19 protein-coding genes are annotated in these 21,005 nt (G+C 41.2%); 5 read left to right on the top strand and 14 right to left on the bottom strand.

All coding sequences use genetic code 11. The features are described 5' to 3' along the window. Positions 1-2: 2 nt before the first annotated feature. The 3 genes from FH976_RS06670 to FH976_RS06660 all read right to left on the bottom strand — a co-directional run bounded on the left by FH976_RS06670 (position 3) and on the right by FH976_RS06660 (position 3,323). Positions 3-680 carry a peptidoglycan DD-metalloendopeptidase family protein gene (locus tag FH976_RS06670; protein WP_194090116.1) on the bottom strand — a complete coding sequence of 226 codons (678 nt, stop codon included), beginning with the start codon at positions 678-680 and terminating at the stop codon, positions 3-5. Then, on the bottom strand, positions 677-1,921 hold the full coding sequence (locus FH976_RS06665; RefSeq protein ID WP_194090115.1) for an MFS transporter: 1,245 nt from the start codon (positions 1,919-1,921) through the stop codon (positions 677-679). Before FH976_RS06665 ends, FH976_RS06670 begins: the two co-directional genes overlap by 4 nt. Positions 1,922-2,150: 229 nt before the next feature. After that, positions 2,151-3,323, bottom strand: coding sequence for an N-acetylneuraminate epimerase (locus FH976_RS06660; RefSeq protein WP_228767359.1), 1,173 nt, complete (start codon positions 3,321-3,323; stop codon positions 2,151-2,153). A gap of 367 nt (positions 3,324-3,690) precedes the next feature. Between FH976_RS06660 and FH976_RS06655 the strand changes: the two genes are divergently transcribed. After that, positions 3,691-6,033, top strand: a complete 2,343-nt coding sequence (locus tag FH976_RS06655) for a Tex family protein (protein ID WP_194090113.1) — start codon at positions 3,691-3,693, stop codon at positions 6,031-6,033. 531 nt (positions 6,034-6,564) lie between these two features. On the opposite strand, the gene FH976_RS06650 is transcribed toward FH976_RS06655, so the two are convergent. From FH976_RS06650 to coaBC, 6 genes are all read right to left on the bottom strand, one after another. Next, positions 6,565-7,932: a uracil-xanthine permease family protein gene (locus tag FH976_RS06650; RefSeq protein WP_194090112.1), complete on the bottom strand. Its 1,368-nt coding sequence runs from the start codon at positions 7,930-7,932 to the stop codon at positions 6,565-6,567. Between the two features lie 320 nt (positions 7,933-8,252). Next, positions 8,253-10,367, bottom strand: a complete 2,115-nt coding sequence (gene recG / locus FH976_RS06645) for an ATP-dependent DNA helicase RecG (RefSeq protein ID WP_194090111.1) — start codon at positions 10,365-10,367, stop codon at positions 8,253-8,255. A gap of 239 nt (positions 10,368-10,606) precedes the next feature. Then, positions 10,607-11,578 (bottom strand): LpxL/LpxP family Kdo(2)-lipid IV(A) lauroyl/palmitoleoyl acyltransferase, encoded by a 972-nt coding sequence (gene lpxL / locus FH976_RS06640; protein WP_194090110.1) that lies wholly within the window; start codon positions 11,576-11,578, stop codon positions 10,607-10,609. Positions 11,579-11,582: 4 nt separating this feature from the next. Further along, the gene (gene slmA, locus FH976_RS06635) at positions 11,583-12,173 is read right to left on the bottom strand and encodes a nucleoid occlusion factor SlmA (protein WP_194090109.1); all 591 of its coding nucleotides are present in this window, start codon (positions 12,171-12,173) and stop codon (positions 11,583-11,585) included. 43 nt (positions 12,174-12,216) lie between these two features. After that, positions 12,217-12,672 carry a dUTP diphosphatase gene (gene dut, locus FH976_RS06630; protein WP_194950332.1) on the bottom strand — a complete coding sequence of 152 codons (456 nt, stop codon included), beginning with the start codon at positions 12,670-12,672 and terminating at the stop codon, positions 12,217-12,219. 71 nt (positions 12,673-12,743) lie between these two features. Then, positions 12,744-13,949: a bifunctional phosphopantothenoylcysteine decarboxylase/phosphopantothenate--cysteine ligase CoaBC gene (coaBC, locus tag FH976_RS06625; protein ID WP_194090152.1), complete on the bottom strand. Its 1,206-nt coding sequence runs from the start codon at positions 13,947-13,949 to the stop codon at positions 12,744-12,746. A 319-nt stretch (positions 13,950-14,268) separates the two neighbouring features. Here coaBC and radC point away from each other — a divergent pair, with 319 nt between their 5' ends. The 4 genes from radC (at position 14,269) to mutM (ending at position 16,930) form a co-directional block, all read left to right on the top strand. Next, a complete protein-coding gene (gene radC, locus FH976_RS06620; protein WP_194090108.1) occupies positions 14,269-14,943 on the top strand; it encodes a RadC family protein in 675 nt (224 codons plus the stop codon). Between the two features lie 324 nt (positions 14,944-15,267). Then, positions 15,268-15,504 carry a 50S ribosomal protein L28 gene (gene rpmB / locus FH976_RS06615; RefSeq protein WP_017036316.1) on the top strand — a complete coding sequence of 79 codons (237 nt, stop codon included), beginning with the start codon at positions 15,268-15,270 and terminating at the stop codon, positions 15,502-15,504. A 13-nt stretch (positions 15,505-15,517) separates the two neighbouring features. After that, positions 15,518-15,685, top strand: a complete 168-nt coding sequence (rpmG, locus tag FH976_RS06610) for a 50S ribosomal protein L33 (protein ID WP_002535344.1) — start codon at positions 15,518-15,520, stop codon at positions 15,683-15,685. A gap of 429 nt (positions 15,686-16,114) precedes the next feature. Then, positions 16,115-16,930 carry a bifunctional DNA-formamidopyrimidine glycosylase/DNA-(apurinic or apyrimidinic site) lyase gene (gene mutM / locus FH976_RS06605; protein WP_194090107.1) on the top strand — a complete coding sequence of 272 codons (816 nt, stop codon included), beginning with the start codon at positions 16,115-16,117 and terminating at the stop codon, positions 16,928-16,930. Positions 16,931-16,958: 28 nt separating this feature from the next. Here mutM and FH976_RS06600 read toward each other — a convergent pair whose 3' ends face one another. From FH976_RS06600 to FH976_RS06580, 5 genes are read right to left on the bottom strand one after another with little or no spacing between them, the layout of a single operon-like run. Continuing rightward, on the bottom strand, positions 16,959-17,567 hold the full coding sequence (locus tag FH976_RS06600) for a YrbL family protein (protein WP_194090106.1): 609 nt from the start codon (positions 17,565-17,567) through the stop codon (positions 16,959-16,961). After that, positions 17,561-18,604 (bottom strand): capsular polysaccharide synthesis protein, encoded by a 1,044-nt coding sequence (locus FH976_RS06595; protein ID WP_194090105.1) that lies wholly within the window; start codon positions 18,602-18,604, stop codon positions 17,561-17,563. Before FH976_RS06595 ends, FH976_RS06600 begins: the two co-directional genes overlap by 7 nt. After that, on the bottom strand, positions 18,601-19,107 hold the full coding sequence (gene coaD / locus FH976_RS06590; RefSeq protein WP_194090104.1) for a pantetheine-phosphate adenylyltransferase: 507 nt from the start codon (positions 19,105-19,107) through the stop codon (positions 18,601-18,603). The genes FH976_RS06595 and coaD overlap by 4 nt, the downstream gene beginning before the upstream one ends. Before the next feature lie 16 nt (positions 19,108-19,123). Beyond that, on the bottom strand, positions 19,124-20,158 hold the full coding sequence (locus FH976_RS06585; protein WP_194090103.1) for a glycosyltransferase family 4 protein: 1,035 nt from the start codon (positions 20,156-20,158) through the stop codon (positions 19,124-19,126). Positions 20,159-20,189: 31 nt separating this feature from the next. Further along, on the bottom strand, positions 20,190-20,972 hold the full coding sequence (locus FH976_RS06580; protein WP_194090102.1) for a glycosyltransferase family 2 protein: 783 nt from the start codon (positions 20,970-20,972) through the stop codon (positions 20,190-20,192). Positions 20,973-21,005: the final 33 nt, after the last annotated feature.

The raw sequence follows: 21,005 nt of genomic DNA, 5'->3' as shown, positions 1-21,005 counted from the left end.
TATTACGCTAAGTCATCTCGGCCTAAAATCCAGTTTGGGTTAGGGCAGTTATAAAGGTAAAAATTGGCTTCATTTGGATCGACGACACCGGGGTAGTTATTTTGATACTCCTCCATGTCTTTAATAATTTGAAAATGCAGATGGGTTGCCCAGCCGCCATTCTCATCACTATGACCAATAGTGGCAAATGCTTCGCCTTGTTTCACCTTCTGGCCGACGGTTAACGAGACTAATGCAGATTTGGCTAAGTGCCCGTAGAGGGTATGAAATGTATGACCTTCTAACTGATGACGCAAAAGAATGGTTGGGCCGTAATCACCTTGCTGAGGATGATCAGCAAAGCCGAAAATCTCGCCATCCAATGGTGAAAATACAGGGTTTCCCGCTGGAATACCGAGATCGATGCCAATATGAAGTGTACGAGATTTATTGTCGGAAAAAGTATCCGTATCTTGATATATCATACGTTGTTCTGCGTAACGGCCAATTTCTAATACCGCGCCTACTTCCGCCACCTGACGTTTAATCTCAGCCGAAAAATCATGTCCTGTATTTACTTTTTTCCAGATTTCACTGCTTGGCGATAGATCGACAATTAAGGCGTGACCAAACTGCAATTCGCTAGGAATAACAGAGTGGCAACGATGTTGCTTAAGTACAGATTCAAGTGATGTATTCATACCTTCGCCTTTTGTAAACCAGCTTGTGTTTGACTTGGGATCAAGATGACAGCAATGGCATAACCGGCGGCGGCAATAAAGGTCGGAAGCATTAAATTCACATTGACGAGAATCGCGGTGAGGTAGCCTGTTAGAGTCCACGCTAAACCAACCATCGCACTAGACAGCGCCATGGCCCAACCTTGATCAGCATCACTTGCTCGATCAGACAACGCAGTAATGTACAGAGGAAAAGCGGAGGCGACCATAACGGATGTCCAAATCATCGCCATAATATGAGTGGTCGGGGTGTGTGTGATGGCAAGGAAAATCATCCCAATGCCGGCACCACTTAAGACTGCTCTTAATGCACGAGATAGTGGCATCCATGAAAGTAATAAACGGGGTACAAAGAGTAAAGAGGCAATCATGACCGAACCAATAGCCAACATAAAGTATTGGTAAAAATCACCTTCAACGGCCAGTTGCCATTTTTGCGGCAGGATAAATGAGATATTTTGGAAATATAAGCTCCAGCTAAATTGGCACAAAAATACGATGACTAAGCATGGAAGCAACCCTTTTTTGCTACGTGATAAAGGCGCAACCAGTGAAAATGGGTTTTCTTGCTGTAATTTGATTTGCTTAGGTAGGCGAATGACATGAAGTAAAAGAAAGCAGAGTATTGCAATCAATAAACAGGCATAAAAAGGGGCTTGTGGGCCATATAAGGCGGTTAACTTACTACCAAGTGCAGGACCAAAAGACATGGCAGCGGTCATGACGATAGCAACAAAACTCATTAACGTTGCTTTGGTTTTCCCTTGACTATTATCAGCTAAAACTGCTTGAGCAATAGGTTGGCTGGCAGACCCTAAACTATTAATCATATTACCGGCAAACAATAGTGTAATTGAACCGGCAATAATGGCATAAACAGGCATGACAAAGCCGATTGCCGCTACGATCAAACAGATTGCCATCACCACTTTACGGCTGTAACGATCAGCAAAACGAGCAATAAAAGGAGTGAAAAACATCGAGATAAAAGGCGCGGCAGACATCACGGTACCAAATAAGGTGCGCCTATCTTCCAGTGACATCGCCTGAGCAATAGCGAAAGAGTGATCGGTTAAAAAGAGATTCACATAGGCTGGAATAGTAATAAAAAAGCCAGCGGAGCCTAAAAATATGATCAAGTATAGAGCCGATAACGTGCTTTTGGGTAGGCAATATGGTGTTTGGGTTGAGTAAGTCGCCATTGGTTTCTCCAAAAAATGATGGACACATTTTAATGGGGTATAGCCCTTATTGCCATGAATTATCGGTTTAATCTGCGGTTTAGCTTATTGTTACCCTCGTGGATGTTCAGTTTGATTGTTAAACCTTAACCCTAAAATGATTAAAAAATAAGCCTCAAGCTTTAAGGTGTTAGTTCACTTTATTGCCAGAGGCTATTTAAATCGGTCTTATTTCATAAGTTGTAGAGGTTTATTCTATCTTTAATTTACCATCAAACATTTTGAGTGTGGTGATCGAAGATACTGGCTGACCTTTCATATTTTCACCGCCAAAAAGATAAACCGTTTCATCGTAGGTGATGGATATGCCATAGCCGATCGCTTGCTTCATATTGCCGATAAATTGCCAATGACCCTCGATCAGAGCATAGACTTCATTGCGCCATTTTTTGCTAATCCCTTCATGCGAGTAGTATTTTCCATTAGCATAATTTTCAGTGGCTCCTGGAAAATTGGCACCGCCGGCAACCAGAAGAGTGCCATTGCTGTATCCTGAAAACGCTCCAGCCAATCCCTCTTGATATTTATTATCTTGTAATGGAGGTAAGTGTTTATCGGCAAGCCATTGTAGTTTATGGTTTTTCCATACCGCATGATGAGTAATATCTGTCCGTAGGCCCGGTTTTATTTCGCCATTAATGATGGTCAAATAATTGTCTTTTAGCGTTATAGCTGAACCTGCGGTACCTAGACCTGGCACTGTTCCAGCATTTTCCCATTTATTTTGCGTTGAATTGTAAATAAATATGGAATCATTGAAGAAGTAATCTTTAGCTGGCTTATTAAAGTAGTTATGTATGACTTTATCTTTTTCAATATTGTTGTTCTTATTTGATTCTAAATCTTGAAAGTATTGATCGAAAATATTTTTATTTACACCACCAGTAATGAGAACAGTGTCGTTATTCAAATTAATGCCAGTATGGCCAGTCAGCCCAATTGGCGCGATGGTATTCACTTGCTGCCAGGTATTATTTTGTGGGGAATACTTATAAACATCACTAAAAACGTGGAGTGGTGAATTACCATTTATCTTCCCAACACCACCAAAGACATATAACTCATCATTTAAGAAAACAGACACCGATTGTTCACGAGCTGCGCCTGGGAATGGTTGAATAGCTTTCCAGATTTTATTTTTATTCTTGAGATCAATTTTGTACCACGCCGTGCCGGCAGAACCTAAACCGACGTAGACTACACCGTTACTATCAATAGCGCCTGTACCATTCTTTAAGGGAACCGGGATATCAGGTAATACTGCAGCGTAAGTTATATTAGTCAGATATAAAAAAAATAATATAGTTTTCGTCACAGGTAATATTATGCTTTTTAATGTTATCGCATTTATAAATTTATTCATTTTTAGTCCCATGCACCTGTCTTTGTGGAGTTAAGCTCCGTTATTAATGAGTTATCGGGGCTTAATTTCAATGTTGTTCATTGCAAAATGTGACCAAGTGCTAATATAATATTTTCAGAATTGTAATATATGAAAAGAAAAAATAAGAAGGAAGCTTAGGTTCTCTTAAGTATGCATATATAAAATCACAGAGCGACCAAATATAAATGGACGTATTCAGTCTTGAATCCCGCATCTAATCATTTAATTTTAGTGATTCTCTATAGTGACTATTAGTTTGAGATAATATAGTCACTAATACATATAAATTAGCCTTAAAAAAATGCTCGATAGATGGAAGCATTGTAAAAAATAAAGAAGAGATCCCATGAGCCAACCGAATCAAATCTGTAAGATTATCGCCCAAGAACTTAACGTTCGACTTGAACAAGTGCTGGCCACCGTAACCTTGATTGACGATGGCAATACGGTGCCATTTATTGCGCGTTATCGTAAAGAAGTGACGGGTGGATTAGATGACACACAGCTGCGTAATCTTGATAGCCGGTTAAGCTACCTGCGTGAATTAGACGATCGTCGTCAAACCATTCTTAAATCGATTCGCGATCAAGAAAAGCTGACTCCTGAGCTTGAAAAAGAAATCCTAGCCACTGACAGTAAAACCCGTCTTGAAGATCTTTACCTGCCATATAAGCCTAAACGCCGCACTAAAGGTCAAATTGCCATTGAAGCTGGGCTTGAGCCTTTAGCCGATGCACTTTGGTCAAACCCACAGCTTGATCCTGAAATTGAAGCGGCGAAATATATTAAAGATTCGATTGCTGATACCAAAATTGCACTGGATGGTGCGCGTGCGATCATCATGGAACGCATGGCAGAAGACGCCAATTTATTAGAAAAAGTACGTACTTACTTGCAAAAAAATGCTGAATTACAATCGCGCGTGATCACAGGGAAAGAGCGTGAAGGTGAGAAGTTTAAAGATTACTTTGAGCATAATGAGATGATTAGCCGAGTGCCATCTCACCGTGCACTCGCCATGTTGCGTGGACGTAATGAAGGATTTTTACAGTTAAATTTGAATGCGGATCCTGCGCAAGAAGAAGGCGTTCGTGGTTCGTATTGTGAAACTATTATTGCCGATCATTATCGTGTTCACTTCAATCAATCGCCTTCGGACATGTGGCGAAAGCAGGTGATCAGTTGGGCATGGCGGATTAAGATTTCCATGCACCTTGAAACTGAATTAATGGGCGCAATGAAAGAACGTGGTGAGATTGATGCGATTGAAGTCTTTGCCACTAACTTGAAAGATTTATTGATGGCGGCTCCTGCTGGCCCTCGTGCAACGCTAGGTTTAGATCCTGGTTTACGTACTGGTTCTAAAATTGCGGTGGTCGATGCAACCGGAAAAGTACTGGCGACCGATACGATTTACCCACATCAACCGCATAATAAGATTGAACAATCGGCGCGTGTGATTGAACAGCTAGTCAAGCAACATAACGTTGATTTGATTGCGATTGGTAATGGCACCGCTTCGCGTGAAACTGACACTTTTGTGGCGGATATTATTAAGCGCAGCAATTTAAAAGTACAAAAAATCATTGTCAGTGAAGCGGGTGCCTCGGTGTATTCAGCATCTGAACTGGCAGCGAAAGAATTTCCGAATATGGACGTGTCTATTCGTGGTGCGGTGTCAATTGCACGCCGCCTGCAAGATCCATTAGCAGAGCTAGTGAAAATAGATCCCAAAGCGATTGGTGTTGGTCAATATCAACATGATGTTAGTCAAAGTATGCTGGCTAAGCGTTTGGATGCGGTGGTGGAAGACTGTGTAAATGCGGTTGGTGTGGATGTCAATATGGCCTCAGCAGCATTGTTGACTCGCGTGGCTGGGCTTTCAACTGCAATGGCGCAAAATATTGTCGATTATCGTAATGAACAAGGGCGGTTTGAAGCACGAACGGCACTTAAAAAAGTCCCACGTTTAGGGCCAAAAGCGTTTGAACAATGTGCTGGTTTCCTACGGATCATGAACGGTAAAAATCCATTGGATGCTTCGTCGGTTCACCCAGAGGCTTATCCTTTGGTCAAAGCTATTGCCGAGAAAAATGATAAAACCGCAAAAAATATCATGGGCGACAGTGATTTCTTACGTAACTTACACGCCATGGATTACACCGACGACACCTTTGGGCTGCCAACGGTGACTGACATCATTAAAGAGCTGGATAAACCAGGCCGAGATCCACGTCCTGAGTTTAAAACTGCTACGTTTGCTGAAGGTGTTACAGAAGTAAAAGATCTCGAAATAGGAATGATATTAGAAGGCGTAGTGTCGAATGTGGCGAACTTTGGTGCATTTGTCGATATTGGTGTGCATCAAGATGGTTTGGTTCATATTTCCGCTTTAACCGATCGTTATGTCGCCGATCCACGTGAAGTGGTGAAGGCGGGCGATATCGTAAAAGTAAAAGTGATGGAAGTGGATATCCAACGTAAACGAATTGCACTGACGATGCGTTTAACGGATGAACCGGGTGAGCAGAATAGTCAACGTGGTGCGAAACCTGATAACCGTAATTCAACTACTCGTCATCAGCCATCTCAAAATACAGCACAACGCAATAATCGCTCATCAGCACCTGCTGAAAATGCGGCGATGGGTGGTGCGTTTGCGGCGGCATTTGCCAAAGCGAAAAAGTAGATCTCACTCGTTATTAAAAAGCGCGATATGAAAATATTGTCATCCCAAATTGCTCGTACTTTATTTTTGGGATGGCAGAGCTAAATCCCCATCATCCTAAATAGTGAGGTACGAACGTGGTTCAGGATCTTCTACCATCAAGTAATATTTCAACATGTTGTTGGAGATCCCAAACAGCTCGTACCTCACTTTTGGGATGACAGAGCTAAATCCCCGTCATCCTGAATAGTGAGGTACGAACGTGGTTCAGGATCTTCTTCCATCAAGTAAAATATCAGTATTTTATTGGAGATCCCAAACAGTTCGTACCTCACTTTTGGGATGGCAGAGCTAAATCCCCATCATCCTAAATAGTGAGGTACGAACGTGGCTCAGGATCTTCTACCATCAAGTAAAATATCAGTATTTTATTGGAGATCCCAAACAGCTCGTACCTCGCTTTTGGGATGACCGAGTTAAATTCCCGTCATCCTGAATAGTGAGGCACGAACGTGGTTCAGGAGCTCCTACCGTCAATTTGAATGCTAATTTTTAGTCTTGTTTATGATCGGTTGCTGGCAAAAACATGCTCAGCAATATAGCGGTGATCCCGCCAGCAGAGACACCTGATGAGAAAATACTTTTGATCACATCGGGCATAAATTGCAAAATTTCTGGTTTTTGTGCAATACCTAGTCCCATTGAGAAAGACAATGCCATGATTAAAATTGCGCGACGATCAAGATCAACCCGAGAAATAATGCGCACACCTGCCGCGGCTATAGTGCCGAACATTACGATGGTGGCTCCGCCCAAAACTGGCTCAGGGATTAATTGGACAAAATTCGCCACGCCGGGGAATAAGCCTAATAAAATCAACATTGCGGAAATGAAATAACCGACATAGCGACTGGCGACGCCAGTGAGCAGAATAATGCCGTTATTTTGGCTGAAGGTTGAGTTCGGAAAACTGTTAAATATAGCCGCAATCGCTGAGTTCAAACCATCGGCTAATACACCACCTTTAATACGTTTTAGGTAAATGGGACCATCAACTGGTTCACCTGATACTTCAGAGGTCGCGGTAATATCACCAATGGCTTCTAGCGCTGTGATCAAAAAGATCAAAACCAGTGGGATAAACAAAGACCAATCGAAACCAAGGCCAAACTGCATTGGGATCGGCAGTGCAATCATTTTGTGTGTAGTGGGCTGGCTGAAATCTAACATGCCCATAAAGTAGGCAGCAATACAGCCCGCAAACATGGCAATCACAATGGATGCTACGCGTAAGTATGGGTTTTTAGCACGGTTTAATATAACAATTAAGCCTAATACTATTCCCGCTAAAGCTAAGTTATCTAAGCTACCAAAAGTATTGTTGGCCATCGCGCCATAACCGCCGCCAATGGAAACCAACCCAATTTGAATCAAGGTTAAGCCAATGAGCGTCACTACAATGCCAGATACTAATGGCGTAATGATTTTTTGAGCGTACTGCAAAATGCGAGAAAGTAAAATCTCAGCACTAGAGGCGACTAAAATGGTACCAAAAATAGCGGCCATCATGGTTTCAATCGATGCGCCACCGGCTTTGAGTGATAAACCAGCACCGATGATTGGACCGAGGAAGTTAAAGCTGGTGCCTTGGATCGATAATAGACCAGAACCAATAGGCCCAATAGTTCGAATTTGAATAAAAGAGCAAATACCCGAAGCAAATAAAGACATGCTGATAATGGTATTGGTTTGATCGCTTGGTACGCCCAAAGATTGGCAAATAATAAGAGAAGGCGTGATCACGGCAACAAACATGGCGAGTAAGTGTTGTAAGGCTGCAAATAACGTTTGTGGCAGTGGTGGACGTTCGTTGAGTTGATAGACTAATTCGGTTGGACGAGGTGTATTGGGCGTGGTCATGGGCTTCTTTTCTTCCACTTTGTATTGACTGAATAGTCAGTTAAATTAAGTGGCGTATTATAGGAATTTCCAAACAAAAAGCAAACGTTTGCTTTTGTGGGTAACTAGATCTGATATCAAGTGCGTTGTCCTGAAAAATGACGAACGAGTGCAGTTTAGGATCTCTTGCTGCAATTAGAATTTCGACGTATTGCAGCAGATCCCAAATCGCTCGTGCTTCGCCTTTACGATGATCAATACTAAATTTTTTGGAGTGTTGGTGTTTGGTTCTTCTTTGAAATAGTGGAGTTTAAGCTTAATTGTAGAATGGTGAGCGTTACTTAAGCCTTAACATAAATATCCCGATCGCCAAGCCATCTTGCAATAATCGCCTTAGCATTTTGGGGGTATTGTTGGTGAATATGACGTGCGATGCGTTGTACTTCGGGGATCAAGTATTGGTCTCGCATGAGATCGGCAATTTTAAAATCCGCTACTCCCGTTTGTTTGGTGCCAAGCACTTCTCCGGGGCCTCGAATCTCTAAGTCTTTTTGCGCGATCACAAAACCATCATTGCTTTCGCGCAGTACACCTAAACGTTTTTGGGCGGTTTTCGATAATGGTGCGTGATAAAGCAATACACAATGGCTTGCTACTGATCCGCGACCTACACGGCCACGTAATTGGTGTAATTGAGATAATCCTAAACGTTCTGGGTTTTCGATGATCATCAAGCTGGCATTGGGTACATCCACGCCTACTTCAATCACGGTGGTCGCGACTAATAACTGTAACTCGCCTTGTTTGAACTGCTGCATAACCCGCTGTTTTTCGGCTGGCTTCATCCGTCCATGTACTAAACCAATGTTTAACTCAGGCAATTGACGTTGCAATTCTTTGGCCGTGTCAGCGGCCGCTTGCGCTTCTAATACTTCAGATTCATCAATTAAAGTGCACACCCAATACGCTTGCTTGCCTTCTTTTCCATCCGCGACCGAGCCGCAGGCTAAGCGGACTCGTTCTACAATATCTTGGCGGCGAGTATCGGCAATCGCCACTGTTTGAATAGGCGTTCGCCCTGGTGGAAGCTCGTCAATTACCGAGGTTTCAAGATCGGCATAGGCTGTCATGGCTAGCGTTCTTGGAATCGGTGTCGCCGTCATAATTAATTGATGTGGATAACTGGCAGTCTGATTATCACCGATATGTTTTTTGCCTTTTTCACGTAGTTCTAATCGCTGGTGGACACCAAATCGATGTTGTTCATCGATGATCACTAAGGCTAAATGATCAAACTCGACCTGCTCTTGAAATAGGGCATGAGTACCAACCACCATTTTTGCTTCGCCAGACTTAATCGCATCCAACTGTGTTTGCTTAGCTTTACCTTTTATTCTACCTGCTAGCCAGCCAACTTTGATGCCGAGAGGCTCTAACCACTGCGCAAAGTTAATCGCATGCTGTTCTGCCAGTAATTCGGTGGGAGCCATTAATGCCACTTGATAACCTTGTTCCAATGCATGCGTTGCTGCTAATACTGCAACTAAGGTTTTACCTGAACCAACATCGCCTTGTACTAAACGCATCATTGGATGAGGTTTGAATAAATCACTTTCGATCTCTTGCACCACGCGCGCTTGTGCATTGGTTGGGGAAAAAGGCAGGGTGGCGAGTAATTGTTGTTTGAGTGTCCCAAAGCAGGTAAGTGGCAATGCTGCTTCTTGTTGTCCTTGGCTACGAAGATCTAACATGGACAAATTCTGCGCCAATAATTCTTCCATGATTAAGCGACGTTGAGCGGGATGCTTACCTTGCTCAAACTCTTGCATATTCAAACTAGGATGCGGACGATGAATAATATGCAGCGCTTGATTTAAGCTGATTTGATGATCGTATAAACCATTGGGTAGCAGTTCACTCACGGCGGCTTTATCAAGCAGATCTAATGCTTGGTCGGTGAGATTTTTTAAGGTGGTTTGGCGAAGACCTTCGGTGGTGGGATAAATTGGAGTCAAGGTTTGCTCAAGCTCAGGGCCATCTTCACCTGTGATGAAGTGATAATCTGGATGCATGATTTCAAGCCCGATGCCACCACGCTTTATTTCACCATAAGCATAAAGCAGGCGACCTTCTGCAAAGCTGTTTTTCATACCCGCATTAAAATTGAAGAAGCGCAACGTAACTGTGCCATTACCATCACTGATTTTAACTGTCAGCATTTTACGACGCCCGAAATGGGTGTCGCAATGCATGACTTTACCTTGAACGGCAGCAAATAATCCCGCATGCAATTGGGGCATTGGGTAAATACGAGTGCGATCTTCATAACGCAACGGAAGATGAAACAGCAGATCTTGAATGGTATTCAGCCCAATTTTACTGAGTTTTTCCGCTACTTTTGCGCCAACGCCAGAAAGTGAGGTTAGAGATAAGGAAGATAAAATTGTGGCCTGCATTGGCTCTCCGAACGTATAACGCTTCTCATACTTGAATGGTTCGTTTTTCGTTACTTAAAAAGATGAAGATTAGAAAAATAATCGTCATTCCATATATGAGTTTTAACTAAGAGGATATGGAATCACCTACCACGCTTTGAGTTTCAAATTGTTGCAGGAGATCCTGAACTGCGCTCCTTCGTCGCTTTTCAGGATGACGACTTATGTGCTCTCGAAAGTAAGGCATTTCTATTTTGATGTTACTTGTAGCGAATGCCTTTATTTTTCCCATCGGGCATACTTTTAAAGCGTTTATGCACCCACATCCATTGATCGCCGCCACGTAAAATGAGTTTCTCAACCACTTGATTCATCACGCGCGCAGCACCTTCAGTATCGCGACGCGGAAATTGATGACTAATATCTTGTTCAATACGAAAGTCATAACGAAAGCCAGTTCTAAAGCAAGAAACGGGTAGAACGGCGCATTTACTGGCATCAACTAATACACTCGTTCCCATGGTGGTGCTGGCTTCATCGACGGCAAATAAAGGAACAAAAACCGCATTCTTTGAGCCATAATCATGATCAGGAAGATAAAACAGTTTCTTGCCTTTACGCAGAACTTTTAGCATTCCTTTGACGTCTTTACGATCGACCATAATGTTACCAAAGCGAGTACGACCCCAATGCTGAATATAGTTGTAAGCTGGATTATCATGTGGTCGATACACGCCATAGCCAGGCGAGAATAGCGAACAGCAGCGGGCGGTAAGTTCTACGTTTAACGCGTGCACGCCACAGATCAATGTTCCTCGGCCTTCATCTTCAAATTTGGTTAAACGATTGACATGGTGAAACCCCACGATACGTCTCAAGCGCCAGTTGGGCCAAAACCAAGCAATGGCACTTTCAAACAGCGCAAAGCCAGTATTTTTGAAGTTTTCTTTAACAATGTGATCGCGACGTGTATTGCTTAGATCGGGAAAGCATAGATCCAAATTTCGACGAGCAATATGAACCCGCTTTTTGGCGACGAACATGGCAAGGAAGCCCAATCCTCGGCCAAGCCAGAATTGAATACGGTAAGGTAAAATATTGACTAGTAATGCTAGCGCACCAAAGCCTAACCATACTCCCCAGTATTTAGGGTGCAATAAAGACAGTGAAAACTTCGGAGGAATGAAGTTCACTAAAGATTCGGATTGAGATGATGTTTTTTTATCGATCATGCTATTACTCTATCTGCGCTCTTAATAATTCCCAATATTGTTCAAAATTCTCCATTGGCTGATACTTAAAATCAGAACGAACAAAGCGATTTAAGCTGCCTTCGACTTGACCGAGTAATTGAGCGGCGAGAATCGATTCACTAACCGGAAAGCTTTTGCCTTCTCGCAGTTGGCGTTCGCGTAATACTTGACGGATTTGCGCTTCAATTCGATCAAATAACTGATTAATACGACTGCGCAGACGCTCATTTTCAAACATGAGAGCATGGCCAGACATGATGCGAGACAATCCAGGGTTACGTTCGGCAAAGGCGAGTAATAATTGTAGAACCAAACGGATACGTTTAAGCGTGTCTTTTTCTTCATCGAGAATACGGTTGATACGAGACAAGAGCGCATCTTCGATAAACTCGATCAAACCTTCAAACATTCTCGCTTTACTCGGAAAGTGACGATATAGCGCCGCCTCCGATACACCGACTCGTTTAGCTAATTTCGCGGTAGTAATGCGTGAAGCGCCATCGGTTGATTCCAACATTTGAGCTAATGCTTGTAAAATCTCTTCGCGGCGATTGTGTTTTTTAGGGCCAGCCATGGGGCGATTTCCTTTGATTATTTGGTTTAAAGCGAATAAGCGGTTAGCTTTTCCCTGAATGTCCGAAACCGCCTTCTCCACGATCACTTTCATTAAAATCTTCAACCAGATTAAATTCAGCTTGGATTACAGGAACAAACATTAACTGAGCAATACGATCGCCCGGCTCAATAGTAAAGGTATCTTGACCTCTATTCCACACTGAAACCATCAATTGGCCTTGGTAGTCAGAGTCAATTAAACCCACGAGATTGCCCAATACAATACCGTGCTTATGCCCTAAACCTGAACGCGGTAAAATGGTGGCCGCTAAACTGGGATCGCCAATATGAATCGCAAGACCGGTTGGTACTAAATGAGTTTGGCCTGGTTCAACCGTCAGCGCGTCATCTAAACAAGCTCGTAAATCTAAGCCTGCAGAGCCTTCAGTGGCATAAGCAGGAAGTGGGAATTGTTTGCCGATGCGGCGATCAAGGATTTTTAAATCAATTTTTTTCATAATATTCAGCTCTATCTGTAAAAGAATGAGTAATAAAAGTAAGTGATAACAATGTTGGCTTATGTGGTAATTTAACGCTGAAATCGTTCTGCAATAATATTCAGCAATTGCTGAGCCAATTGTAGCTTATTGGTAACGGCAAGCTCTTTATCACCATCTTGCCAATAAACATGCAGAGCATTGTCATCACTATTAAACCCTAAACCTTGCTGTGATACATCATTAGCGCAAATCATATCTAGATTTTTTCGAGTAAGTTTCCCACGTGCATAACGCTCGACATCTTGTGTTTCTGCTGCAAACCCGACGGTAAATGGACGATTTTCTTTAAGCGCAGCAACCGATGCCACAATGTCTGGGTTTTTTACCATGGTAATGACCATCTCATCATTATCACTGGTTTTCTTGATTTTTTGATCCGCGACTTGGCTTGGTCGATAATCCGCCACGGCAGCACAGCCAATAAAAACTTGATGAGTCGTGGCTTGTTGCATGGAAGCTTGAAACATCGATTGAGCACTATCAACATTAATTCGATTGATATTATTTGGTGTAGCCAGTGAAACCGGGCCACTAATTAACGTTACTTGTGCACCCATTTGTGCGGCAGCTTGCGCAATGGCAAAGCCCATCTTGCCCGAACTATGGTTTGAAATATAACGCACCGGATCAATGGCTTCGCGTGTTGGCCCAGCCGTTATTGCAATGCTTATTCCGCTAAGGGGTTTTGGTCCGAAAAACTGCTCGCATAAACCAACCAGTTGCATGGGTTCTAGCATCCGCCCATAACCTACATCACCACAGGCTTGTTGCCCTGCAGCTGGCCCCCACATCATCATGCCACGTTGACTTAGCGCATTGATATTTTCTTGGGTGGCGGTGTTGGCATACATTTGTTGATTCATCGCTGGCGCTACTGCAACTGGAGCATCAGACGCTAAAATGAGAGTAGAAAGTAAATCATTGCCCATGCCAGATCGTAGACGAGCGATCAGATCGGCAGTTGCAGGGGCAAGTAAGATTAAATCTGCCCATTTTGCCAGTTCAATATGCCCCATTGAGGCTTCTGCTGCAGGATCTAATAAACTCATCGATACCGGTTTACCAGAGACCGCTTGCATCGTTAAAGGCGTGATGAATTCTTTGGCTGCAGGCGTCATGACCACTTGAACTTGTGCGCCGCGCTCGATTAAGCGACGAGTTAGATCCGCGCATTTGTAAGCTGCGATACCACCGCTGATCCCTAATAGAATGTTTTTTCCAGTTAGAGTTTGGATTATTGAGGGTTGCGGTGTTGTAGTCGTCGGGTCGGTAATATTTAGATCTGACATAGCCATTCTCATCGATAAAATCTAAGCCAACTTTACCATAGGTTTTGTGAAATGGTGTTGCACAAAACCTATAATTTCTCGTTAAGTTTATAAAATAATCATATATAATTTGATGTGATAGGTATGCGCTTACTCTCATTCATTTTGATAATAGTGCAACTTAGCTTCATTTTTAAGATTAAAGGTATGAATCCATAGATTGTGTTTGTATCTGTTCATACAGGCTGCTTTTATCCGGTTATCTTTTCCTTTATAGATTACTTTTATGTCATTAAAGCTACTGCCCCAAGAGTCTCGTCCAAGAGAAAAGCTCCTCGCTCGTGGCGCCGAATCACTTTCAGATGCTGAATTACTCGCTATTTTCCTGCGCACCGGCTTACAAGGAATGAATGCCATTGAACTCGCCGATTATTTGTTAAAAAAATTTGGTTCATTAAGAGCATTGTTATCATCAACTCAAACGGATTTTTGTGCACATAAAGGGTTAGGGCCGGCTAAATATACTCAACTGCAAGCCGTGGTTGAAATGACAAAGCGTTACTTAGCTGAAACGATGAAAAGAGGGGATGCGCTCACCAGCCCAGAAAGTACTAAGCAATATTTAAGCAGCGTATTACGAGATCGGCATCGAGAAGCTTTTTATGTTTTGTTTCTCGATAATCAGCATCGAGTTATTCATGGGGAGATCATGTTTGAAGGTACAATTGATGCCGCTTCTGTTTATCCAAGAGAAATAGTGAAACAAGCGATACATTATAATGCAGCGGCTTTAATTTTAGCTCATAACCATCCCTCGGGAATTGCAGAACCAAGTAATGCTGATGAGCGAATTACTAAACGGTTAGTCAATGCACTCGCTCTGGTGGATATTCGTATTCTCGATCATTTTGTTATTGGTGATGGCGAAGTTGTATCGTTTGCTGAAAGGGGATTAATGTGAAGATAAAAAGGAGAATAATTTAAATTACACTTGAGTGGGAAAATTAGATGGTCTTTTCTCTTGTGAGTCCGAGAAAAACTGCTACAATGCCGCCACTATTTTTTAGAACCTGATTCAGCTCTTTGTTCTAATACAAAAAAGCGTTTAAAAAACTGCCCTGTTCAAAAAAAGATCGCGTTTTTCCTGAAAAGGATCCGTACAGGTCTTGAGCAATGCAACTCAAGTTAGTATAATGCGCGACCTTTGATAGCCTTGGTATGGTTTTTCCATAGCGGTTTTTGCCCCAAGGTGATATCGAGCTGAAACGATTTGGAGAAGACATTCATGTCCCGAGTATGCCAAGTAACTGGTAAGCGTCCTGTAGCGGGTAATAACCGTTCACACGCACGAAATGCTACCAAGCGTCGTTTTCTGCCGAACCTACAAACTCACCGTTTTTGGGTAGAAAGCGAAAAACGCTTTGTTAAACTACGTCTAACTGCTAAGGGTATGCGTATTATTGATAAGAAAGGCATCGATGCTGTTCTTGTTGATGTCCGTGCTCGTGGCGAGAACGTATAAGAGGAATTGAACAATGGCTAAAGGCATTCGTGAGAAAATCCGTCTAGTATCATCTGCTGGAACTGGTCACTTCTACACAACTGACAAAAACAAACGTAACATGCCAGGTAAATTTGAGATCAAGAAATTTGATCCAGTAGTTCGCCAGCACGTTATGTACAAAGAAGCTAAAATCAAGTAATTGATCTTAACTTTTTTAAAAATTAAAACCCAGACTACTTCGGTAGACTGGGTTTTTTTCGTTTCTCGAATAGTAAAAAATAAAGCCGAGTTACAGGAACGCTTCGCTCGAGAGCCGAAAAGCGTTTACGTTATTCAACCGTTACAGTTCTCGTTGCTCGGATCAGATTAAAATGATAAGGATGGAGTCATCCTGAAAAGCGACGAAGGAGCGCAGTTCAGGATCTCCTTCAACTATTTGAGTCTCAACATGCTGTAGGAGATTCCGTATCTTCTTCGCTTAGGCTCATGTACGGAATGACGACGTGTTGTTTTGAGTTACACATTCATTTTTCTTGTTTTACTCGCAACACGAAGCGAAGCGCACTCGGATTTCGCAACCATTTTCCCGTATAATCTTCCAGCCACACAAGCACACTCAGGACGATTTATGCCCGAACTACCAGAAGTAGAAGTCAGCCGAATGGGGATCACCCCGCATCTTTTAGGCCAAACAATTAAAACGATCCAAGTTCGCCAACCTAAATTACGCTGGCCGGTGCCAGAAGAGATCCTTTTACTGCAAGGGCAACGTATTCTTACTATTTCTCGCCGTGCTAAATATCTCATCATAGAAACGGACCAAGGCTGCGCAATCATTCATTTAGGCATGTCGGGTAATCTGCGAGTATTAGACTCTTTTATTGAACCCAACAAGCATGATCATGTAGATCTCATCTTAGATAATGGCAAAGTTTTGCGATATCACGATCCTCGTCGTTTTGGTGCTTGGCTGTGGTGTGAAAAAGGCACAGAGCATCATGTCATGGCGCATCTTGGCCCAGAGCCTTTAACGGAAGAGTTTAATCCCGAATATTTGTTTGAGAAGTCGCGCAATAAGAAGATGGTGGCGAAACAATTCATTATGGATAATAAAATGGTGGTGGGTGTCGGTAACATCTACGCCAGTGAATCTTTGTTCTGCGCTAAGATTCACCCTAAAACACTGGCTAATCAACTCACGTTAAAACAAATAACAGTATTAGTCGCAGAGATTAAGAAAGTACTGGCTCGCGCTATTGAACAAGGTGGCACGACATTAAAAGATTTTAATCAAGTCGATGGCAAACCAGGATATTTTGCACAAGAATTGCAAGTGTACGGTAAAGCAGGAAAACCTTGCCCTATTTGCTCTACCTTGATTAGTGAAGAGAAAATCGGGCAAAGAAATAGTTTTTATTGTGAGAGTTGTCAGAAGCTAAATTAGGTTTATTAAGCTCAATATGATGAAAACGCTACAGATTTAAAAAACCAGGATCTCTTTCTTTAGTATAATTTTCAAGACGAAAAAGGAGGAGATCGAAAGATTTTTTTGTTTTTCTTCGAGTTAGAGATTTAGATAAGCAACGGAAAATCATTTTCAAACCAACTCGCCTAGCGGAAAAGCCATCAATAAGCCTTGCTTCTAAGCTCCCATCCGCTTTTTTTTGCATTAAAATATTAGACATGTTTGCATCATATATAAGTATGTTTTGTTGTATTGATTTTAGAGCAAGAGTGCGAATTATATGTTCAACCTGTTCCTTTGTTAACATTTTATTTGCGTAGTAGAAAGCTAATGATTTCGACTTTTTACCATTGTAATCAGTAATTACATCATAAATTAAAGCATCGCCTAAATTTGTTTTTGTTTTCCCATGGTAAATTGGAAGGATTGAGTTTGAATCATTAAATTTTGCAATTTTCCAATTAAAGTACTGTAGATAAATAAACTCAGATTGATTTTGATCTATTTTCATATTTGGTTTATTAATTTTCAAACAGAGATCTTTGTTTATGGGGTGGTAATAGCATAATCGAGCATTACCTTTAGATAAGTAGTTTTTGTCGAATAAAGTTAACATTTTACATCACTTTTTGATTCAAGTTGAGAGTATAGATACTGCAATCGTGTTTTATATAGAGCACTTTCCATATAGCTGTTGGTATAAGTTTGTTTGGAAACTAATGAATGAGAAAAAATATTAAAATCATCTTTTGTTAAAGCATGATTATTTGTGATTTTTATATCATTGGTTGAACGCAAAAAAATAGACAGTTTTTCAGAAGACAAATGCTCTTCCAGAGATTCATAAAAGAAATAACCAGTAGAGAAGTAAGGCATAAATCCTAGTTTTTCAGCATTGATTATAGTTTGTGAGTTTTGAGGTACATCATCTCCTATCAAAGTATTACTGATAAGCGATAGCTTTCCAGATATAAACAAAGAATATTCCCTTGATTTGAAAATATAATCTACGATTTTTGCTAATGTATTATTAATAATAGGGGAAGCTTTGGAGGAGGCGATAAACCAGACTTCAATTGGACGAGTGTTATTGTATTTATGCCTGAAGGTGAATAAACCACAATAGCTAGAAGCTTCTTTTAACCAAAAAGATAAAGGCTGTAAGCAAAAAGTAGTCGCATCAGCCCAAACGCCACCATACTTACTTAAAAGATATAGACGTAAAATATCTGACTTTATGGCAGGTAAGCAATGTATACTTGATAGATAAAACATACAGTTGAAATCAAAATCTAGGTATTTATCAAGATTGTCATTGCTCAATAATTTTACTTCATAATCAGGATTCATTTCTTTCCAAGAATACACACTTTTGTGCACAACATCTGGTGCATTATCGAAACCTGAATCCCAAAAAATCCAAATGATTTTAGGGATGTTATTATTGTTTCTTAGAATTTTTGTTGGTTCTAATAGCTTATTTATTGATTGGTTTGCATTCTCTGCTAATTTATTTTTTTGTACTTCCGAATGAAAACTATGATTAATATTAATATTTAAAATATGATTATATAGTTTATTAATCGTGGAAGAATATTTTCTTAACGTAGCTATTCTTCTATCTAATGATTTGATCTGTTTAGAAAATTTCATAGATATCTATCTTTTTGTGAGAGTTTACTTTTGATTTTTTGAGCGACATACGAATGAAGAAACTGTTTAACATCACCACCATGGATCGCAACTTCTCGCACAATCGTCGAGGATAAAAAGGCGAACTCTTCGGTTGGGGTCAAGAAGACGCTTTCTAGTTCTGGCATGAGCTTTTTATACATGCTGGTTAAGCCAAATTCGTACTCATAATCAATAGTGGTACGAAGCCCACGAATTAAAATATCGGTTTTTTGCTGCCTGGCAAAATCCACCAGTAAGCCGGAAAATCCAATAACAGTGACGTTCTTTAGATGTTTAGTCACTTCTGTCACCATATCAACCCGTTCTTGCAGATTAAACATGGTATTTTTACTTGGGCTTTCTGCAATGGCAACAATGACATGATCAAACAAGCGAGCACTGCGTTTGATTAAATCAAAATGCCCATTAGTGATCGGATCAAACGTACCAGGATAAATCGCTTTAGTGGTTAGTTTAGTCATGCTCTATCCATTTATATTATTTGGTTGCAACTTGGGTATAGATATCTTTGTACAAAGAAGCGGTATAAGCGATATCAAACTGCTTTAGCTTTTCTTTACCACCTTTTTGTAGCTGAAGACGCAGTGCTTTATCATTTTCTACGCGATCGATGCATTGAGCAAGTTGTTGAGAATTACCCGCTTCACATAAAAGGCCAGATTTCTCATGCTCAATAATATCGGGTATACCGCCGGCATTGGAACCAATAACCGGTAGACCCGCACCCATTGCTTCAAGAATGACCGAACCTAAACCTTCCGAATAAGAAGGGTGAATAAGTAAGTCAGCGGCTGCAAACCAATTTCCCATATCACGTTGTTTACCCATGAATTGAATATTGGTTAGTCCTGCTGCTTCTTTTTCTAATTTCTCTCTTTCAGGCCCATCTCCAAGTAATAAAAATTGAACCCTTGGGTTTTGGACGTTAAGTTTTTTTGCAGCAGCAACAGTGACATCAAATCCCTTATGTTTCAGCATATTTGCAGCATGGATGACGATGAACTTGCCACGATAACGGCTCGATATTTCATCCACTTTATTTTGATCAATAGCGTAGTGAACAGGAGAACTTGGTATTTTGTGAATCTTATTTAACGGATTAAATTCAGATATTCTAGTGACGATTTCTCTACTTAATCCGATTAAGGCAGAGGCTTTACGATAAGCTAGTTTCGATAACCACTTATCCTTCATTGGATTATCAATTCTTCGCGTCACAATATAAGGGATGTTATACAATAGATGTTGTATTAGAGCCCAATAAATAGCTCGCCCTTCATGCACATGAATAGCAATGCAATCTTGAGTAATGCTTTTGCTGTGTGATTTGGTGAAGTGAGTGGCAAGAATAATTTGGCAACCAAGCTTCCTCACTTCCTCTACCAGCTCACTTTTAGGATTCATAACCACTGTGAGTTGATAACCTTCACTTACCTGTTGTTTGATCAGCTGCAAAGTTTGACGTTCACCACCGCTAAAGCCAGAAGCAAGATTGACGTGACAAATTTTCATAATCTTCGGATTAACCTTTTAACGAGCGAACTTACCAAACTTTTTTAAAGTCAGCTTTTTCTAATACTTTGGGATCGCGCTGAAACTCTAAAAGTTTTGCATACTTTAAGTAGCTGTTAAGACCAGAGCTTAATGCAACGGTCATTCCATCAACGCCACCTAAAAAACCTTTTTGAAAGAAGTACTTGCGAATAAATGCATTGATACCATGAGTAAACGGTGAAAGCGAATTCGCTCGCTTGCCTTTCTCATACATGATTTTGGCTGCGCGACCACTAAAGTTACGGCCTGGTTTCGCAAACAGCTGACCAATATCTTCAAATGAATAATGAATAATATCGGCGTCCAAACGATCGGGGTTACTGGCTTGAACGGCAGCATGTTGTTTAACAGCAGCAAACCGCGTTTTATTTTTGTTGTATAAGCGGATGCAGAAATCTGGATACCAACCACATTGTTTGATCCAACGGCTACCGATGTAATTACGGCGCCGAAGAGCAAACGCATCATGCTTTGTGGTTTCTAGATTAAGCGCTTGGATTGCGATTACGGCTTCCGGTGTTAGCCGCTCATCTGCATCTAAACTTAGGATCCAATCGTTGCTGGAATAATCTAAGCCTACATTTTTTTGAATGCCGTCGCCTAAATAAGGTTGATGAATGACTTTTGCTCCAAGGCTTTCTGCAATTTTAACTGTGCCATCGGTACTTTCTGAATCGACAATAATAATCTCAGAACAAACTTGCTGTAGTGACTCAATGCACTCTTTTATATTTCTAGATTCGTTAAGAGTAATAACAACGCCAGTGATCATAAATTATGCCTATTAAAGTTTAAAAAAATCGGT

Origin of the sequence: Vibrio hibernica, assembly GCF_015223435.1 — a bacterium.
GTDB classification, from domain to species: domain Bacteria; phylum Pseudomonadota; class Gammaproteobacteria; order Enterobacterales; family Vibrionaceae; genus Vibrio; species Vibrio hibernica.
The sequence above is the reverse complement of the archived record's forward strand: the minus strand, read 5'-3'. Positions and strand labels throughout refer to the sequence as shown.

Excerpts from the sequence above, each read along its gene's own strand:
- FH976_RS06670 (WP_194090116.1), bottom strand. The coding sequence starts at position 680 with ATGAATACATCACTTGAATCTGTACTTAAGCAACATCGTTGCCACTCT.
- FH976_RS06665 (WP_194090115.1), bottom strand. The coding sequence starts at position 1,921 with ATGGCGACTTACTCAACCCAAACACCATATTGCCTACCCAAAAGCACG.
- FH976_RS06660 (WP_228767359.1), bottom strand. The coding sequence starts at position 3,323 with ATGAATAAATTTATAAATGCGATAACATTAAAAAGCATAATATTACCT.
- FH976_RS06655 (WP_194090113.1), top strand. The coding sequence starts at position 3,691 with ATGAGCCAACCGAATCAAATCTGTAAGATTATCGCCCAAGAACTTAAC.
- FH976_RS06650 (WP_194090112.1), bottom strand. The coding sequence starts at position 7,932 with ATGACCACGCCCAATACACCTCGTCCAACCGAATTAGTCTATCAACTC.
- recG (WP_194090111.1), bottom strand. The coding sequence starts at position 10,367 with ATGCAGGCCACAATTTTATCTTCCTTATCTCTAACCTCACTTTCTGGC.
- lpxL (WP_194090110.1), bottom strand. The coding sequence starts at position 11,578 with ATGATCGATAAAAAAACATCATCTCAATCCGAATCTTTAGTGAACTTC.
- slmA (WP_194090109.1), bottom strand. The coding sequence starts at position 12,173 with ATGGCTGGCCCTAAAAAACACAATCGCCGCGAAGAGATTTTACAAGCA.
- dut (WP_194950332.1), bottom strand. The coding sequence starts at position 12,672 with ATGAAAAAAATTGATTTAAAAATCCTTGATCGCCGCATCGGCAAACAA.
- radC (WP_194090108.1), top strand. The coding sequence starts at position 14,269 with ATGTCATTAAAGCTACTGCCCCAAGAGTCTCGTCCAAGAGAAAAGCTC.
- rpmB (WP_017036316.1), top strand. The coding sequence starts at position 15,268 with ATGTCCCGAGTATGCCAAGTAACTGGTAAGCGTCCTGTAGCGGGTAAT.
- rpmG (WP_002535344.1), top strand. The coding sequence starts at position 15,518 with ATGGCTAAAGGCATTCGTGAGAAAATCCGTCTAGTATCATCTGCTGGA.
- mutM (WP_194090107.1), top strand. The coding sequence starts at position 16,115 with ATGCCCGAACTACCAGAAGTAGAAGTCAGCCGAATGGGGATCACCCCG.
- FH976_RS06600 (WP_194090106.1), bottom strand. The coding sequence starts at position 17,567 with ATGTTAACTTTATTCGACAAAAACTACTTATCTAAAGGTAATGCTCGA.
- FH976_RS06595 (WP_194090105.1), bottom strand. The coding sequence starts at position 18,604 with ATGAAATTTTCTAAACAGATCAAATCATTAGATAGAAGAATAGCTACG.
- coaD (WP_194090104.1), bottom strand. The coding sequence starts at position 19,107 with ATGACTAAACTAACCACTAAAGCGATTTATCCTGGTACGTTTGATCCG.
- FH976_RS06585 (WP_194090103.1), bottom strand. The coding sequence starts at position 20,158 with ATGAAAATTTGTCACGTCAATCTTGCTTCTGGCTTTAGCGGTGGTGAA.
- FH976_RS06580 (WP_194090102.1), bottom strand. The coding sequence starts at position 20,972 with ATGATCACTGGCGTTGTTATTACTCTTAACGAATCTAGAAATATAAAA.